15 protein-coding genes and 1 pseudogene are annotated in these 18,573 nt (G+C 38.6%); 9 read left to right on the plus strand and 7 right to left on the minus strand.

Annotated elements, in window-relative coordinates; genetic code table 11:
- Positions 1-141: 141 nt before the first annotated feature.
- The 3 genes from H4J63_RS10550 to H4J63_RS10560 are packed head-to-tail and all read right to left on the minus strand — an operon-like array spanning position 142 to position 1,825.
- Positions 142-624: a hypothetical protein gene (locus H4J63_RS10550; protein ID WP_165744928.1), complete on the minus strand. Its 483-nt coding sequence runs from the start codon at positions 622-624 to the stop codon at positions 142-144.
- A 25-nt stretch (positions 625-649) separates the two neighbouring features.
- Entirely contained in the window at positions 650-1,462 is an 813-nt protein-coding gene (locus H4J63_RS10555; RefSeq protein ID WP_024597159.1) for a DUF481 domain-containing protein, read from the minus strand.
- Between the two features lie 42 nt (positions 1,463-1,504).
- On the minus strand, positions 1,505-1,825 hold the full coding sequence (locus H4J63_RS10560) for an HI1450 family dsDNA-mimic protein (protein ID WP_002958729.1): 321 nt from the start codon (positions 1,823-1,825) through the stop codon (positions 1,505-1,507).
- Between the two features lie 367 nt (positions 1,826-2,192).
- Between H4J63_RS10560 and H4J63_RS10565 the strand changes: the two genes are divergently transcribed.
- The 7 genes and pseudogenes from H4J63_RS10565 to H4J63_RS10595 all read left to right on the plus strand — a co-directional run bounded on the left by H4J63_RS10565 (position 2,193) and on the right by H4J63_RS10595 (position 10,017).
- Positions 2,193-2,984 (plus strand): crotonase/enoyl-CoA hydratase family protein, encoded by a 792-nt coding sequence (locus H4J63_RS10565; RefSeq protein WP_024603617.1) that lies wholly within the window; start codon positions 2,193-2,195, stop codon positions 2,982-2,984.
- A 71-nt stretch (positions 2,985-3,055) separates the two neighbouring features.
- Complete coding sequence (locus H4J63_RS10570; protein WP_010553207.1) at positions 3,056-3,409, plus strand: CidA/LrgA family protein; 354 nt, start codon at positions 3,056-3,058, stop codon at positions 3,407-3,409.
- Positions 3,402-4,145: an LrgB family protein gene (locus H4J63_RS10575; protein WP_024604711.1), complete on the plus strand. Its 744-nt coding sequence runs from the start codon at positions 3,402-3,404 to the stop codon at positions 4,143-4,145. Before H4J63_RS10570 ends, H4J63_RS10575 begins: the two co-directional genes overlap by 8 nt.
- Positions 4,146-4,183: 38 nt before the next feature.
- Positions 4,184-5,020, plus strand: coding sequence for a mechanosensitive ion channel family protein (locus H4J63_RS10580; protein WP_002958733.1), 837 nt, complete (start codon positions 4,184-4,186; stop codon positions 5,018-5,020).
- Positions 5,021-5,187: 167 nt separating this feature from the next.
- Positions 5,188-8,442 (plus strand): annotated as a pseudogene (locus H4J63_RS10585) (winged helix-turn-helix domain-containing protein).
- Positions 8,443-8,462: 20 nt separating this feature from the next.
- The gene (locus tag H4J63_RS10590) at positions 8,463-8,843 is read left to right on the plus strand and encodes a DP-EP family protein (protein WP_024605786.1); all 381 of its coding nucleotides are present in this window, start codon (positions 8,463-8,465) and stop codon (positions 8,841-8,843) included.
- Between the two features lie 184 nt (positions 8,844-9,027).
- On the plus strand, positions 9,028-10,017 hold the full coding sequence (locus H4J63_RS10595) for a sensor domain-containing diguanylate cyclase (protein ID WP_024605787.1): 990 nt from the start codon (positions 9,028-9,030) through the stop codon (positions 10,015-10,017).
- A 78-nt stretch (positions 10,018-10,095) separates the two neighbouring features.
- Here H4J63_RS10595 and H4J63_RS10600 read toward each other — a convergent pair whose 3' ends face one another.
- Positions 10,096-10,578, minus strand: coding sequence for a winged helix-turn-helix transcriptional regulator (locus tag H4J63_RS10600; protein ID WP_024596882.1), 483 nt, complete (start codon positions 10,576-10,578; stop codon positions 10,096-10,098).
- A gap of 168 nt (positions 10,579-10,746) precedes the next feature.
- Here H4J63_RS10600 and putA point away from each other — a divergent pair, with 168 nt between their 5' ends.
- Together putA and H4J63_RS10610 are read left to right on the plus strand one after the other, a co-directional pair.
- Positions 10,747-14,550 (plus strand): bifunctional proline dehydrogenase/L-glutamate gamma-semialdehyde dehydrogenase PutA, encoded by a 3,804-nt coding sequence (putA, locus tag H4J63_RS10605; RefSeq protein ID WP_024596881.1) that lies wholly within the window; start codon positions 10,747-10,749, stop codon positions 14,548-14,550.
- A gap of 119 nt (positions 14,551-14,669) precedes the next feature.
- Complete coding sequence (locus H4J63_RS10610; protein ID WP_182196451.1) at positions 14,670-15,863, plus strand: HD-GYP domain-containing protein; 1,194 nt, start codon at positions 14,670-14,672, stop codon at positions 15,861-15,863.
- 53 nt (positions 15,864-15,916) lie between these two features.
- Here H4J63_RS10610 and H4J63_RS10615 read toward each other — a convergent pair whose 3' ends face one another.
- The 3 genes from H4J63_RS10615 to H4J63_RS10625 all read right to left on the minus strand — a co-directional run bounded on the left by H4J63_RS10615 (position 15,917) and on the right by H4J63_RS10625 (position 18,568).
- Positions 15,917-16,954: a general secretion pathway protein GspB gene (locus H4J63_RS10615; RefSeq protein WP_024604442.1), complete on the minus strand. Its 1,038-nt coding sequence runs from the start codon at positions 16,952-16,954 to the stop codon at positions 15,917-15,919.
- Positions 16,955-16,965: 11 nt separating this feature from the next.
- A complete protein-coding gene (locus tag H4J63_RS10620) occupies positions 16,966-17,883 on the minus strand; it encodes an ExeA family protein (RefSeq protein ID WP_024596878.1) in 918 nt (305 codons plus the stop codon).
- 166 nt (positions 17,884-18,049) lie between these two features.
- On the minus strand, positions 18,050-18,568 hold the full coding sequence (locus H4J63_RS10625) for a DUF1566 domain-containing protein (protein ID WP_024604441.1): 519 nt from the start codon (positions 18,566-18,568) through the stop codon (positions 18,050-18,052).
- Between the last annotated feature and the right edge of the window lie 5 nt (positions 18,569-18,573).

Raw genomic sequence — 18,573 nt, forward strand, 5'->3', positions numbered from 1 at the left:
AATGCGAGAACGAGTGAAACGTTATATTCTTCCAGAAAAAAGAAAACGGCCCAAAAGTAGGACCGTTCGAATTTCAAAAACTCGGTACACCATTAAGTCAAAGCATGCTTAACTGAATGGTGTTAGCCTTAGGCGCTTTTTTTATATCATATTGTTACGCTTAACCGTTTCAGCTTTTGGCTTACTAGGCAGCGCAATAGATACGTTTTTTTCTTTTAAAGCAGCTAGTAAACCTTTTTGATCGTTTGTACCAACTCTATACAAGGTGCCATCTTTGAGCGTTAACTGTATTGCACTAAAGCCAGATACTGTATATACCCAACCATCATGAGTAATTCGCATACCAATACCGTGCCTGTAAGAGTTTTGAACTGCTTTTGCTTCTACTACTTCGCTAAGCTCAATACTTTGCCCAGCAACGCCTGGACCAAACGCCCAGCTAATATTTTTATCATCTACTTTTACTGTTAGGCCATGGAACAAAAAGCCCACCAGCACTAAAATCCCAGTAAATATTATTAAAGGTCCATCAGCGCCTAACAAGTTCCACGCAAGCGCCACAAAACCGCCAATCCACGATAATACAAAAAAGATAAACACCGCATACTGTTTATGCTGATACATAATATTCTCTAAATTAAATAAATACTTAAAAGCTGTATACCAATGTAGCACTCAGCTCTGAGTCAAACTTGAGTTTATCATCTTCGGGTTTTGAATTATAACGATACATGTAGGTAAATTTGAGTGATACCGCGCCAATCACTTGGCTTATCAGTGCGGTTTCCGATTTTAAGCGAGAATTAAGACCTGAAAGCGACTGCTCTATACTCACATCTTGATTAAAACGAGTACGCTTAGAGACCAAACGTTCCCACTGCATTGCAACACGTACTAAATAACCGGTTTTATCAATTTCATCTTCGCTCACATCCGAATCTTCATCGGCGACTGAACGGTATAAACCAGGTCCTATATCAATATCTACTTTGTTTTTAGAGCCTTGATATACACGCGCACCATAGCCTGTCGCCACCGTGCTTTTAAAATCAAGTCCACTAAACTCATCTTCTTCGTAATCACCGTAAATAAAAAATGAGGAGTTTTTAACACCTACTTTATAGTTACCTTGCGCTGATACAAAAATACGATTAGCAGTAACATCAGTGCCACCGCTTTCATCGTTTTCATCACGCTTATAAAGAGAGTCTATTTTAAATTGATTACGCCACTTTTCAAAATCTTGGTATAAATTACCTTTGAGCTTAAAACTGGTCGAATTGGTGTTACCTTTACTTAGAATAAAACCAAATTCAGTATCACCGTAAAGCATATCACCTTTGTGTAACTCATGAATTTCTTCATCAGAGAGCTTGCCATATTCATGAAAATCTTCAAATGGATCAACAGCCCAACTTGGGCAGCTAATTATTAAAAAAATTAAAAATAAATACTTACGCACAACACTCTCTCTGCACACAATTATAAAAATAAGCGGTATTGCTTATTCACTCTCTTTCCATAAAATATGACAAAACGGAGCATCTTTATCACGACTAATCAAAATTTTAGCAAACAAAACATCATCATTTTCAAATTCTAAACCAACTAGCACCTGAATAAAGTGCTCTGGCTCTATCTCAAGGGCAACAAAATCTTGCCACTGATCGTCTGGCTCGTCTTCTTCAATAAAGCCTAGGTCTTCTCTAAACTCATTAAAGTCTTCAACATCTTTATCACTCAAGTTATTTGGCGCTAGCTCTAAAAAAATATCATAAGCTTGGTGAGTAGCTTCTTCTACCGTATATAAACGTGGACCCGACATATGTGCTTAACCTTAAGCTTTTAAGTTGCGCTATATTATCAAATCTCATCATCATTTTGATAAAAAAAAGCGTAAAACACTGACTTTTTTGTAACTGAGTCATGCTTTATTCAGCATGCAGCTCAAACAATAAATAACAATTTAACTAACCCATTGAATATCAAGATTACTTTTTTAATTTAAGCTTAAAATAACAACGTAAAAAATTTTATTATCTCAAGTTCTAATTGTTTAGCTTTTTCTCATCTAAATCTAACCCTTTAAGACTACAGCTTTAGCAATAAATTCCATTTATTTAAAAAATACTGTCACTTTACTTAATTCTTATAACAACATAAGCTCAACTAACAGGTCAGAGGAGTGTGTAATGATAAAACTAGAAAAACAAAATGGCATTGCAACCGTCACGCTTAGCAGAGCAAAAAAACAAAACGCATTAAGCTTTGAAATGTTTGTAGAGCTAAACAAAGCCATTAAAAACATAAAAAGAGATCGCAGTATTCGTGCTGTAGTAATAAAAGGCGATGGCGAGCATTTTTGTGCAGGGCTTGATATATCAGCCGTAATGGCGGCACCATTGAATATTATAAAATTATTGCTTAAATGGTTACCTGGCAATCAAAATTTAGCGCAAAAAGTAGTATTAGGCTGGCAGTCACTGAGCGTGCCTGTTATTGCACAAATTGATGGCAACTGTTTAGGGGGAGGATTACAAATAGCGCTGGGTGCTGATTACAGGATTGTTCATATTGATGCCAAGCTTGCCATTATGGAAGCGCGTTGGGGCTTGTGCCCCGATATGGGCGCAAATGTAATGATGAGCGGTTTAGTTAAGCGTGACCAAGCACTTTGGCTTGCAAGCCACGCAAACCCAATCACAGCACAACAAGCAAATGAGCTAGGTTTAGTTACTCAGCTTACCGATGATACTCAACAAGCCACGCAAAACATGCTCAATACATTACTTGAGCGCTCACCCGATACGCTTGCTGCTATTAAACGTGTTACACAACTTAGCTATAAACCAAACCAACGAAAAATACTCGCTAAAGAAACTTTCAGCCAAATTCGCTTACTGCTAAACCCAAACACTAAAAAAGCAATTGCTAAAGCAAAAGGAAAAGCGGATATAACCTACGCAAATACAAAGCATTGGTAGACTATTGCACAATGCATAAAAGAGTTTGATTTGTTAAAGTTAAGCTCTTATCTTTTCTGTGAGCCACTTTGATGAAATATCTGCTCAGTAGCGCTATTATATTACTATGTTTAGCCTGCGCTAAACTCATTATGCACTTTATTGGTGGAAGCTTTCCTGCACCGCTACTCGCTATGGTTATTTTATTAGTTTTACTCTTATCGGGTATTGTAAAAGAGCAACATGTAAAACCATGCGCCTCCCCTATTTTAAATATTATGCCTATCTTTTTCATTCCAGCTGGCGTGGGATTTATTGAGCATCTCGGCCTTATAAAATCGCACTGGGCATTTTTAGCATCAGTTGTGGTGCTTGTCCCTATAACTACCTTATTGCTTGTTAGCAGTGTAATTGCGTACTTTAAGGGAAGAGAAAATAATGACTAATTTTACTTTTTCCGCTATTTCAGAGCTACAGCCTAATTTATGGTGGCTAAGTATTCCTTTCATTATTGTATTATTTTTAGCGCTAAGGGCCGTAAACCAAAGTATAAAAAGCAGCGTATTTAAATCGCTCACCAACCCCGTATTTTTAAGTATTAGTATTATTGCTTTATTACTCGTTAATCTAAATTTGCCTTATACGCAATTTGCCACGCACAGCAAATTACTAAGCTGGTTATTAGAGCCCGCAATTGTGGCTCTAGCGCTTCCTTTATATCAGCAGTTTACACACGTACGAAAAAATCTATTACTCATAGTCGCAACATGTAGCTTAGGTATTGTTAACGCAACCGTTGTGGCATTTTTGCTAAGCATATTATTTAATTCGCCAGCGCAGCTAAGTGCATCTGTTGCCGCACTCAGTGTGACGACCCCAATATCTTTAATTGTTACCGACTCGTTAGGAGGGATTAGCTCACTTGCTGCGGCTTTAGTTATTTTTATTGGTTTACTAGGCGCTTTATTTGGTTTTATGCTTTTTAAACTCATTAATATTTTTAATCACGAATCTCAAGGCGTTGCCATGGGCACAGCTTGCCATGCAATTGGGACCGCTGCTGCTATTGCTGAGCATCCAAAAGTAGGCGCTTACTCATCAGTTGCAATGGCACTAAGTGCTTTATTAACAGCGATTATAGTGCCGCTGTTATATCCATTTTTAGTCAACATTTTGCTATAGTTGGAAAAATACAACATAGCCCTAACATAGAGCGCTTTATGATCAGTTCTGAAATCGAACAGTTTGAAAAATATTACACCATGCTTACTGAGTATATGGTTACCTACAGTATGCAAATTGTTGGCGCTATTTTTATCGTCCTCATTGGTTTGTGGATAGCACAAAAGCTTGCCAAATTTGTAGCCGCGTTAATGACCCGCCATAACGTTGATATTACGCTCACAAACTTTGTCAGTAGCGTGGTAAAAGTACTGCTAATTGTAATGGTTATAATTATTGCACTTGGCAAAATAGGTATCAGCGTTACGCCATTTGTAGCAGCCATTGGTGCTGCATCTTTAGGTGCTGGTTTAGCGCTGCAAGGAATGCTTTCTAATTATGGTGCAGGCCTTGCCATTATAGCCACTCGACCTTTTGTTGTTGGTGATACTATTGAAGTTAAAAATGTAAGCGGCCAAGTTAAAACAATTGAGCTTGGCTACACTATTTTAATCAATGAAGAAAAAGTAGAAATCACCATTCCAAATAAGCACATAGTGGGTGAAATACTTCACAACTCATTTAGTTACTCATTGGTCAAAGGTGAAATAGATATAGCTTATAGTGCATGCTCTGATAACGCGATTAGCCTCATTGAAGACGTACTTAAAGCACATGAATTAGTCGCACAAAATCCGTTATCACAAGTGGGTATTGAACGCTTCGCCGATAGCGGTGTTACAATAAGCTACCGATATTGGGTGCCTACTACTAAAATTATCGAAACCAAACTGGCTATTAACGGTGGTGTTTATAAAGCAATTAATAACGCTGATATTGAAATTCCATTCCCTCAACGCGTCATTACAATTAACAAAGCCGACCTAGAAAGCTAATTTATTTTTATTTTGAGCTTGCATATCTGCAAGCTCATCCTTTACTCCCCCCCTCTGCTCAGAATAAACTCAAATAGTTGTGTTATAGATTTATTTGCCATATAAATAGTGTTAATAAATATCAATACGCACTTAATTTTAATAATAAAAAACAATAATGAGTAATGATGATGCGCAACCCCTTCTACCTAGGCGATTGGCAAGTAACACCTTCAACTAACTCAATTCAACTCACTGGTAAAGCCAAACAGTTAGAGCCCAAAGCGATGGAAGTTTTATTGCATTTGTGTCAACAAAATGGCGACATTGTAAGCAGCGATGAATTGCTCAATAAATGCTGGAAAAATACTGATATTGGCGATAATCCATTACATAAAACTATCACTCAACTAAGAAAAGCGCTCGGTGATAAAGCCAATGAACCACATTATATTGAAACTATCCGTAAACGTGGCTACCGCATTATTGCAAAATTATCTTTTCCGTTAGCAGATCCTATCCCAAGCACTAAAAGTACATGGCAGGGAGGATCCCCTTTCTTAGGCCTGCGTGCATATAACCCAAATGATACCCACGTTTTTTTTGGCCGTACCCAATCTATAGCTACCCTGCTGGAAAGGATATCTAGCCAGGTAAATTACGGTCGTGCTTTTTGCTTAATACTTGGCCCTAGTGGTACAGGTAAATCCTCGCTTGTTAATGCTGGAATTTTACCAAAACTGCTAGATGAGCGAGGCTATAATAGCATCGAGGTTATTTCCTACACCCAGATCGACTTTGCAGATGTGCATAAAAATAGACTTTTTCTAGACTTAGCTTCTGCATTACTTGATTGGGATATAAACGCCCAGCCTGTGTTTGAAGGATTAAGCGCGCAAACACTTGCAGAGCAACTAGAATTGGCAATAGATGGCGTAATTAACGCCATACAAGCTGCACTTAGTAAAGCCTCTACACAACTTAAAACACCCCAGTTATTTTTATTTATTGACCGCTTAGAAGTACTGCTTTCTTCTCCTATATTTAGTAGCGAAACACGCAGCCATTTTTTATCGGTTATTGAACGCTTAGCAATCTCTAAAGCTGTGATTGTATTTAGTGCGTGTCGTAACGACTTTTACCCTTTAGTGGTTGAACAACCAAGTTTAATGGCAGGCAAAGCTCATGGCGCGCACTACGATTTAACACCGCCAAACCGCTAAGAACTCCAACAAATTATTCGCCTGCCAGCGTTAACTGCTAATTTAACGTTCTCCAATGACCCACAAACTCAAACACCACTGGATGAAATATTGTGCGCCGATACCGCCAATAACCCCGATGCATTGCCCATGCTGCAATACACATTGCAAGAGCTGTACTTACAGCGCAGTGATAATAACGAGCTACTGCACAGTGTTTACAAAAAACTCGGGGGTATTGAGGGCGCCATAGGCAAAAAAGCAGAAGATATATTTATTGACCTTAGTAATGAGCAACAGCAGCAACTAAAAAGCGTATTATCACAACTGATCACTTTAAACCCAGATGGTAAAACCATTACGAGCCGCGCTGCACGCTGGCAAACATTAACAAACACAAGCCAAAAAGAGCTTGTGCAAGCCATGGTCGATAGCCGTTTATTTGTATCGCATTTACAAAACCAAGAAGCCTGTTTTAGTCTTGCTCACGAGGCATTATTACGTCAATGGCCGCGCGCAAAACAATGGATTAATGACCATAAAGATGCCTTAGCAATAAAAAGTCGTTTACAACATCAAGCACAAAATTGGGTAGATGAAGGTAAAAGTAGTGCTTACCTCCTAGTGCCAGGTAAACCGCTACAAGAAGCGCAGCTATTACTTAACGACAAACTGTTTAAATTAGATGATAACGAGCATGCTCTTATCAAAAGCTCTGTAAAAAAAACAAAAACAAAAATAAGAGCAAAACGAGTGACCGTTGCTTTATTGTGCTTACTTACATTTACCGCGTTATTAATGAGCTTCACTAGTTTTAAAGCCCAACAGCATGCGCAAAAAAAGCAGCTTGAGGCCGAAAGCTTACTAGGGTTTATGGTCGGCGACTTTGCCGATAAATTACGTAGCGTTGAACGTATGGACTTACTTGATGGTATTAGTAATAAAGCACTTGAGTATTTTACTGATCAAACTGACGATTCAAGTTCACTTTTTAGCTTTAGCGATAATAAAGCACAATTTAACAACCGTTTTCAGTACGCACAAACCCTCGAAGCAATGGGTGAAGTAGCTTATTCCCGAGGTAAAACCGATGAAGCCTTTACCGCCTTTGAAAACGCCCGCACCCGCCTTGAGGCATTATTAAAAATACAGCCTAACAACTTAGAGCTACTCACGCTTGCAGGTGCCAATGCCTTTTGGCTTGGTCAATTAGCTTATGATCAAAATGATCATCAAGCTACAGAGCAAATGTTTAAAAAATACCACGCTTACAGTAAAAAAATGTATGCGCTGGCAGCCAATGATTTTAACTCCATTATGGAATTGTCGTATTCATCTAATTCTTTAGGCTCTTTATACATAGAAAAGTCTCACTACAGCGCTGCAAAAAAGAACTTTACAGAGTCGCTTTTACTTAAAAATAAAGCGCTTGAACTAAAACCGAATAACAAAAATTTACTTCGAGATAAATCCGATACGATTAGTTGGCTTGCAAAAACAGAAGAGAAGCTAAGTAACTTTAATGAAGCAGTTAATATATTGGAAGGTGCAGTTGAGGTAATCACAAAATTGATTGCTAACTACCCTCGTGATGCAAGCCTTTTTTACACGTCAGCAAACCTATATATGCAACAAAGTTATTTACTGAGCTATTTGAGTGATAAACGGATGGCTCATAAAAAAGCCAGCTTGGCTAATCAAGTTATCAATGAAGCTTTAGTACAAGATCCAAAAAACAATAAATTTCAGCTTATGTATTATCGCTCTTTAGCACATTCACTAATGCTATCTACTGATGAAGCTACTGACTCAACAATTGAAAAAATAATTAATTTTTTAAAATCTCAAAATTTTAAAAATACCAGCACTATTAATACACAAATTACACTGATTCAATATTTTATAAATAGACAGTCACCACTCAAAGCGCAGGAGTTATTAACTGAGCTTGAGAATAATGAAAACTACACACATCAATTAGCCAACCTAACTAGAACTGGTGATTACTTAGTACATACAAGAATAAACTTAATCAAAGCAAACTTAGCTACAACTAATAAACAGCGAGAGCAATTTTGCTTAAGTGCTATCAAAGCTATTTCTGAAGCTGCAAAAATAAGTCAGAGCGTAAAAATAACATACCCACTAGTACAAGCTTATACCTGTTTAAACAGAGAAGACGAGATATCAGAAATAAAAGCAAGCCTAGTTAAATTAGGCATTACGAACTTCCAACTATAATTACTCATAAAGGAAATGATATGAATAACACCCTAGAAAATGTCGACTTTCAAGTAAATATTAAACTTAACAACGGTGAAGCTATTTTTAGTTATACAAAAAATGGCGAACCCGCTACTGGCGGTAGTGTTGTAAGAACTGAAACCGCTGGCAACTACAATTTAGACGACGCCACAATTCAAAATGGTTTCGTATTTACTGGCGCTACTATCACCGATATCGACACACAAAAACCATGCGCCCAAGACTTCAGCTATAAAGTAAGTGATAACGGCCACATAATTATCATTACCGACACAGACGAAAATAATGGATCTGTATGCTTAACCTTTAACGTTGAGTGTAATGGCAAAAAATATGAAAGCGCCGATCCTCAAGTTAAGAATGAAAAAGAACTCTAATTAGCAACGCTTCTTTTTAAATTGCACAGGCCTATTAATTGCGGTGCAATTTTTTTAAAAACGCCCCTAAATAAACATTAAATAACAATAACTTAAATCAGAAGGTTACCGAAAGGTTTAAAACCCATAAATTAAATAAACTCCTAGACATAAAGTTTCATTAACAATAAAAATGAGCAACACCATGTCTAACAATAATGAAAATAGCAGAGCAAACAACACCGACAACGCTGTATCTGCATTAATCAGCAGCATTTCTAATACCGTTAACAATGAAAAAATAAGCGCAATTATTAATGTCACTAATGTCATGGCCGATGCTATTTTTATTGTTAATGCAGATGGAGTGTTTGAATCAGTAAATCCCGTTGCAGCTCGTTTTTTTAATGTTACGTCTGACTCATTAATAGGTAAAAAATGGCAAGATTGTTTACAAGAACAGTATCGCGATGACTATCAATACATGTTTGAAAGTTGGAAAAACAACTATCAAACACCACTCAATCATGGCCCGAAAGAAGTTAAAATAATAAAAAACAATGGTAACTGTTTAGATATAGAGCTCTCAATTTCTTGTATACCCGCATCAACCACAAACAATACTCCTCTATTTATTTGTATTATGCATGATATTTCTAGGCATGTTAAAAAGTATAAAGTACTCGAAAACATAGCCAAAATAGATCACCTTACAGGCGTCGCTAATCGCTGCACTTTAGAGAAGGCGATTATTAAAAATTGGCAAGAATGCATAGTAGACAAACAGCCTTTGAGTTTTATCTTGATCGATATTGATTTTTTTAAACTGTTTAATGATAATTTTGGTCATGTAAAGGGTGATAAATGTTTGCAAAAAGTAGCTCAAACAATTGAAGACTGCCTCCCCTCAAAAGATAGTTTAGTAGCACGCTATGGTGGTGAGGAGTTTGCTGTTGTATTACCCCGCTCACATGTCTCAAATGCAGAAATGATCGCAAAACGTATTCAAGAAAAAATACTCAACATTAATTTTAGAGATCTCGGTTTGCCAGCGAATGTAAAAATAAGTGTAAGCCAGGGTTTAGCGTGTGAATACGATAATCAGTACAGAACATCTGAGGCATTAATATGCGCGGCTGATACGGCTTTATATAGAGCGAAGTCGGAAGGTCGTAATAAATTATGTATAAGGTGATGTACTAACTATTTGGTATAGCCTTTATCTACTAAAATAAAAAACCGCAATTGCGGTTTTTTATTACTTGAGAAAAGCTTAAATATCGATTAGCAATCCTTCGTCCTTTTTAATCTTTTCGATCACCATATAAGTATGATGAGTACCCACGCCGGGAATATCTACTAAGTCGCCAAGAACTTGTCTATATTCTTCCATATTAGAAACGCGAATTTTTAATAAGTAATCATAACCACCAGCAACCATGTCACATTCGACTACTTGTTCTATCCTTAATATGTGCTCTCTAAATACTTTAAATACAGCTGTATTTGAAGCAACAAGCGATACTTGAACATGCGCTACTAAGCTCTGATTAAGTTTAGCTTCGCTAAGCTTGGCATAATAGCCTTCAATATACCCTTCTTGCTCTAATCGTTTAACCCGATCTAGGCACGGGCTGGCACTCAAATTTACCTGTTTTGCGAGGTTAACATTAGAAATTCTGCCGTTCTTTTGAAGAACGTCTAGTATGGCTAAATCAATACGATCTAGCATGCGTAATCTATTTGGAATTGTCATAACAGAATTTTATGCGGATAAGTTAAATTTATACCCTGTAAATTATCGTAAATCGCGAAATTTAACCAGCATATTCTGCTGAATTTTAATTAGAATGCACTCACAATATCACTGGTAATTTATTGGTAATTAATTTTACTTTAATTCTTAACATCCTGAGGGTTGCTTATGTTATTCAACGGCGATTTAACTACTACTTGTCCTATCAGACAAAGAATCCGTGACTTTTACCGCATAGATGAAAATGCAGTTATTGATCATATTTTACCGCTTGCAGAAGTAGGCGTAAAAGCACGAAGTCGTGCCTGGGAAAGAGCCCGCCAGATTGTTTTGAACATTCGTAAAGAGCAAGATGGGCAAGGCGGTGTTGATGCGCTTTTAAATGAATTTTCACTCTCTAGTGAAGAAGGCGTTGTATTAATGTGTTTGGCCGAAGCACTGCTTCGCGTACCAGATAAAGCAACTCAAGATGTACTTATTCGTGACAAGTTAGCCAAAGGTGATTGGAGCTCTCATTTAGGAAGCAGCGATTCTTTATTTGTAAACGCATCTTCTTGGGGATTATTAGTTACCGGTAAAATGGTTAACTACACAGACAAAACTAAAGAACAACAGTTCGGCATGCTTAAAAAGACCATTGGTCGTTTAGGTGAGCCAGTTATTCGTAAGTCTGTAAACTTTGCTATGAAAATTATGGGCAAGCAATTCGTAATGGGTCGTACCATTGACGAGGCAATTGAACGTGCTGCCGAAACAGAGCAAAAAGGTTACGTATATTCTTACGATATGCTAGGCGAAGGCGCGCGCACAATGAAAGATGCGAAGCGTTACTTTGACAGCTACATGAATGCTATACACTCAATTGGTAAAGCGGCCAATGGTCGTGGTCCAATTAAGAGCCCGGGCATTTCAGTTAAGCTTTCTGCTATTCATCCACGCTATGAGTTCACTCATAAAGACCGTGTGATGGAAGAAATAGTCCCTAAGTTAAAAGAACTTGCTCTTGCCGCTAAAAAATACGATATCGGCTTTACCGTTGATGCAGAAGAAGCAGACCGTTTAGATATTTCATTAGATGTAATTGAAGCGGTATTCAGTGATGAAGATCTTGGTGATTGGCAAGGATTTGGCTTAGCGGTTCAAGCCTATCAAAAACGCGCTATTTTTGTAATTGAATGGCTAACTGACCTTGCAACCCGCGTTGGTCGCAAGATGATGGTACGTCTAGTAAAAGGCGCATACTGGGATACTGAAATCAAAACCACACAGCAAGATGGTTTAGATCACTACCCAGTATTTACCCGTAAAGCAACAACAGACGTTTCTTACAAAGCGTGTGCTATTAAAATGCTTGAAGCGCGCGATGTGCTTTATCCGCAATTTGCTACACATAACGCTTACACTGCCGCGACTATTTTAGAAGTAGCCAAAGGCGACAACACTGGTTTCGAATTTCAACGTTTACACGGTATGGGTGAGTCATTATTCGACCAAATCGTTAACGAAGAAAAAATTCAGTGCCGCGTGTATGCCCCAGTTGGTCAACACGAAGACCTCCTTGCGTACCTTGTTCGTCGTTTGTTAGAAAATGGTGCTAACTCATCATTTGTGAACGCCATTGTAGATACAACAAAACCTGTTGAATCATTACTTCCAGACCCTGTAGAAACATTGCAAGGCTTGCGTAACAAGTACAATACGCAAATCAAAATGCCAATTGATTTATACGGTGAAGAACGTGCTAACTCTAAAGGCATGGATTTAACCGACATTAACGTTATTACCCCTTTCAAAGAGAATCTTGAAACATGGTTTAACGAGCACTTAATTGAGCAAAGCCAAGTACCTGAAGGCTCATTAGCTGTTAAAAACCCAGCAAACCACAAAGAAATCATCGGCCACGTTAAATTGCAAACTGGCGAAGAGATGAAAGTATTACTGGCTAACGCTGAAGCAGCACTTGAATCATGGTCACAAACACCAGTAAGAGAGCGAGCTAACTTACTGCGTCGCGTTGCTGACATATTAGAGCGTCATCACGACGAACTTGTTGCTATCTGTATTAAAGAAGCAGGTAAAGTAGCGCAAGATGGTATTGATGAAGTACGTGAAGCGGTTGATTTTTGCCGTTACTACGCGGCGCGCGCTGAGGAGCTATCGCAAGATGAGCGTTTTGAAGCCCGTGGCGTTATTTTATGTATTAGCCCGTGGAACTTCCCGCTTGCAATATTCTTAGGCCAAGTTGCCGCTGCGATTGTTACAGGTAACACTGTAATTGCAAAGCCTGCTGAGCAAACAAGTTTAATAGCCCTTCGTGCTATTGAACTAATGCTGTCTGTTGGTTTACCTGAGCATGTTGTTCAACCGGTTATTGCTCGTGGTTCTGAAGTAGGCAAAACAATTGTTCCTGATGAGCGCATTCAAGCGGTTATGTTTACAGGCTCTACTGAAACAGGCACATTAATTTCTCAAACACTTGCTGCACGTAACGATATTCAAGTACCGTTAATTGCAGAAACAGGTGGCCAAAACTGTATGATTGTTGACTCAACGGCGCTTCCTGAGCAAGTAGTTGACGATGTGATCAGTTCTGGTTTTCAAAGTGCTGGCCAACGTTGTTCTGCTCTTCGTGTTTTATTCATTCAAGATGACGTAGCAGATGGCATTATCGAAATGCTTAAAGGTGCGCTAGCTGAGCTACACATTGGCGATCCATCGTTACTATCAACTGATGTTGGTCCGGTAATTGATGAAAAAGCACTTAAAAACTTAAACGAGCACGTTGAGTACTTAAAAGGTAATTCTATACTTCATTACGAGTGTAAAATCCCGGATAACACGCAAAATGGCGCATACTTTTTTGCACCTCGTTTATACGAAATCAAAGATTTATCAGTACTTAAACGTGAAGTATTTGGCCCATGTGTTCATATTGTTCGCTTTAAATCGAGCGAACTTGATGACGTGATGGATCAAATTAACAACACAGGTTATGGCTTAACAATGGGTGTACATTCACGCATTGAAGAGCGCTGTGAGTACCTTGCTAAAATGTCACGTGCAGGTAATGTTTACATTAACCGAAACATGATTGGTGCTATTGTTGGTGTGCAACCATTTGGTGGCCGTGGTTTATCAGGTACTGGCCCTAAAGCCGGTGGCCCTAACTACCTTCAACGTTTAGTAAAAGAAAAGGCATCACCAGATAACGTGCAAATGACAAACCTGACGCCAGATGAGCTTGATTTACACCACTACAGCGGTGCAAATGAGCAAGTTAAAAAGCTAATGGCTAACTCAATGCGCGATGAAAAAATCTGGCGTGCAACACCACTAAACGACCGTGTTTCGGCTGTGCGTCAGTTGCTTGCTAAAATCGCGACGGTAGAAATTATCGACGATTTAGCAGACGATTTAGCATTAACATTATCAGAAGCTCGTGCACAGCTTAACCGCCTTGAAAAGCACATGCGTAAATTTACTACCCTGCCAGGGCCAACGGGTGAGTCTAATACACTTCATCTAGAAGCGCGTGGTTGTGTAGTGTGTTATGCAGATAAGAGCACATCATTTAACTTCTGGGCATTGTCTATCATTACCGCTATTGCCGCAGGTAATACGGTAATTACTGTAGCGTCTGAGCTGTTTTACGATGAAGCTGTTGCCTTTAAAGATAAATTTATCTCTACAGGTGTTGCTGAAGGTGTTTTCCAAGTAGCTAAACCTAATCAGTTACAAGCTATCTTAGCTCACCCTCATTTAGCTGGTGCGGTAGTTGCCGCTCGCTCGTCTCGTTTAGGCTACTTCAGCCAACAGCTTGCACAGCGTAAAGGCGCAATTTTACCGGTAATTAGCTCTGAGTATTACGATACATTAATCAAGCGCTTAATTACTGAAAAAACAATTAGTATTGATACAACAGCATCAGGCGGTAATACCTCGCTAATGACGCTTGTTGAAGATGATGAATAATTAAGCTAATGCTTTTTCACTAAAAAATAAAATAAGGCACTGTAAAGTGCCTTATTTTATTTGGTCGTTACGTATAAGTTTGTTAGTTTAAAAGTAGATTAACAACTGAAGTCGTAAAATTGAAAACCATTCCTATTACTAAGTTAGTCCCAGGTATGTTTGTGCAAAGCGTTACCAAACAAACTGGCAGTATTAAAATTAAAAACCAAGGCTGGGTTAAAACTCAAGCTGGTATTAATAACCTGATAAAAGCAGGTATTTTAGAAGTAGAAATTGACCCAGATAAAACCCTCATTGATTCAGTCCCTGAAAAAGATCCTATCGCTACACCTACAACAAAAATAAAGCGTGATCCTTGGCAAAAAATAAACAGCGCTGAGCAAGAAATGGGAAAAGCAAAAAAGCTTTATGACGAAGCAAAAACACTGCAAATAAAAGCATTTAAAGATATAAAAGCTGGCCGTGATATAGATATAGGGCCGTTTAGAGAACTGGCAAGTGGCTTTATGGATTCTGTTTTTAGAAATCAAGATGCCCTAGCCTGCCTTACCCAAATGCGCCAAAAAGATGCCTACCTACTTGAGCACTCAATTAATGTATCAATTTTAATGGGTATTTTTGCAAAACACTTAAATATAGAGAAAGACACTATTGTTGAGCTGACTACCGGCGCACTATTACACGACATTGGTAAAATAAAAATCCCTGATGAAGTGCTAAACAAACCTGGCCGCTTTACAGACGACGAATTTAAAATAATGAAAATGCATTCGCTTTTCAGTAAAGAGATATTAGAAGACTCTGGCTTAACAGGGATCGCGGTAGATATTGCAGGTATGCACCACGAAAGACTCGATGGTAAAGGCTACCCGTTTGGTAAAAAAGGTGACGAGATAAGTCAGTATGTGCGTATGGCGTCAATTGTAGATGTTTATGATGCACTTACCGCAGAACGTGTTTATAAAGCAGGCATGGAGCCAATAAAGGCGTTTAAAATATTAAAAGACGGGTGCCCTGATAGCTTTGATCCTGTGCTGCTTAATAAATTTATTCAATGTATTGGCATCCATCCGGTAGGAACGCTTGTAAGGTTATCGAGTCAAAGAGTGGGTTTGGTCACCGAGAGTAATCCGGGGGCACCACTAAAACCTGTCGTTAAAACATTTTACAGCGCTAAGCATAGCCGCTACACCGAAGTAAAAGATATTGATTTATCTAATAAAAAAACTGTAGACACTCTTGAGTCAACGATTAAACCTAAAGAATATAACATTGATTTAGAACGCTTTTATAAAAATTCAATATTATCCTAAGCACTATTGAGAGCTCAATATTCTACCGAGCTCTCAACATGATAACTAAGCGCTTACTGCGGCCAGTCTTGCAAAGCTTTTAAGCTAAACTCATAACCATCAAAATCTAGCACACTTTGCTCAGGTGTAATTTCTGTGACTGTTAGAGCTCCTATGCTTTCTCCTTCGTGTAATTCTCGGCCATTAAGCTTGATCCAACGTTTATCAGCACTCGATGAATATATATGCGCTTGATATTTAATACTAGGTAACATTGATTGCAAACCATCAGGTAATAACTCAACAGGCTCAACACGTGATGACGTTTTTGACGCTTGAGTAACTTCATAATCTTGGTTTTTTTCGACATCTTGTATAGCTTGCGCAAATGCATTTTTAAGAGTTGTAGGCACAGCATCAAGCTCAGGGTCACTCGTCTGTTGAGATTGGGTGCTGCCATTAATTGGCTTACCCAATACTTTATATTTACTCATATCAAGTTGAGCCGATGCGGTATTTTGATTTTGCCCAAATACCGCAGTGTTTTGTGCATTATTTGGATTGTAATTACTTTGTGGGTTAAACGCTGGCTGATTATAATTTTGAACAGGCATTACTTGTTGCATGTTTTGCTGATTATAACCTGCTGCGCTCGTGACCTGGCTCGACGGCATAGGAATATACTGACCATTTGGGGTTAATAACATTTGCTGTACACCATTGGGGGTTTGCACATGCACAAGTTGCCCTTCAATCGTTGCAGTATTTGTTGGAGCTACTTTTGCAGGCTCTAACTTAGCTACTTGCTGTTTTTCATCTCCAGCATCTTCCTCTTTAACGTCTTTGTTAGGCGATGATTTTTCGCTTTCCACCACCTTAATTACAGCGGGTTCCGCTGCGTTTAATAAAGTCGTACTTTGAAACCACTTTCCGGCGGTAAAGCCACCCGCTACCGCAATAAAAGCAGCTAAGCTTGTACCAAATACTAATGCTAATCGTCTATAACGCTTAAGTGCTTGCTGTTGCTTTAACTGCTCAGATTGTAAGTCGTACTGTTCAGCACTCATATCTGATTGCTGCGACTGCTTTAGCGCATCTAATAAATAAGACATAACTTACCTAACTATAAAATAAATGAAAGCCCAATGCCTACGGCAAATAAAGCAGCGAATGCAAGGCTATAGGGTACAAATGACGTTGCTTTGTTAGCTTCGTTAACCGGTGCGACAAAATCCATGGGTAATGACTCATGGGCTGATTTTTTTATTATATCGCTATCAACTATCAACTGCTGCTTTGCAAAAGTCCCAACTAAAGCACGCTCACAGACCAAGTTCATTAATCGTGGCACACCGCCAGTTAATTGATGAACAGCTTGCATGGCATCCATCGAAAAGATTCCTTTATCACACCCTGCAATATGTAACCGATGCTTTATGTAAGCGACTGTTTGGCCTTGCGTAAGTGGTAATAAATGGTAACGAGCCGTTATCCTCTGGGCAAGTTGCCTTAATTCGTTGCGCTTCAAAAGTTCTTGCAGCTCTGGTTGACCAACCAATACTATTTGTAATAATTTTTTATGATCGGTTTCTATATTTGTCAGCAAACGTAATTGCTCAAGCACGTTAGGAGCAAGTAATTGTGCTTCGTCTATAATAAGTATAGTGTGCCCGCCCGATTTATTATTAGTCTCTAAATGCTTTTTTATAATATCGGTAAGACTTTTAAGCGTCGCATTATGAACATCGTAACTAATGTTGAGCTCATCACAAATACTGGCTAATAACTCCAGCTCTGAAAGCGCTGGATTATGGATCATCGCTACTTGAGTGTTTTCAGGAAGCTGCTCTAACATACTGCGGGTAATTGTAGTTTTACCTGTACCTACTTCACCTGTTAATAATACAAAACCACCGTCTTCACCTAATCCATAGGTAAGGTGTGCTAAGGCTTCTTTATGTCGTTCACTTAAAAATAAGTAATGAGGGTTGGGCGAGATCGAAAAAGGTTTTTCGTTCAGGCCAAAATAGCTTAAATACACCGTGATGTTCCTTCGTAATTAAATCACGGCCTATAATGGCAAAAAAATGCGCTGAGTGACAACGTTGTAAGCGCTTTATTATTGAAATAACGTAAATTTATGTAAAACAAAAAAAGTGCAGCTGTTTTAAGGCTGCACTTTTGTCTGTCTAATCTTAGTATGCATTTTACTCTTCGTAGCGCACTAACCGTAAATACACATTACTGGTTTTAGCATGTAAGCTATTCAACCCACTATCAAATTGATAAACCCACGCTGAGCTCATTGTGCTTACACCCGATGTATTTGACCAATAGTTTTGAAGCTTAGTGCCCAAAAATACGTCTTCATTAATACTCGGCTCTGTGCAACTGTGCTCTAAAATACTCGCCAATTCTTTAATGTTAGGCATTTGCCAATCATCGTAATCTGCGGTTGTATCATTTTTAGCACCACGAAGTGCTTCTTGCCAAGTAAGAGAAGGTGTTGATCCCTCACAAAGTTGTGTCTCTGTATTGTAAGTTTGCCCATAACTACAGCGTTGCCACATAAGGCCTGTTTCGCTATCAGACACTGTGCCATCTGTATTTATAGTAAATCTATCTGTCGGTGTTGTGGTATCTGCACCGTCGTAGCACGTTTGCGCCGCTGCAATATTAAAGCTCAAGCTTATAGTTGCTAGTGCATAGAGTAATTTTAATTTCATTATTT

This window comes from Pseudoalteromonas sp. 5Ae-yellow, from assembly GCF_014077565.1.
Classification (GTDB): domain Bacteria; phylum Pseudomonadota; class Gammaproteobacteria; order Enterobacterales; family Alteromonadaceae; genus Pseudoalteromonas.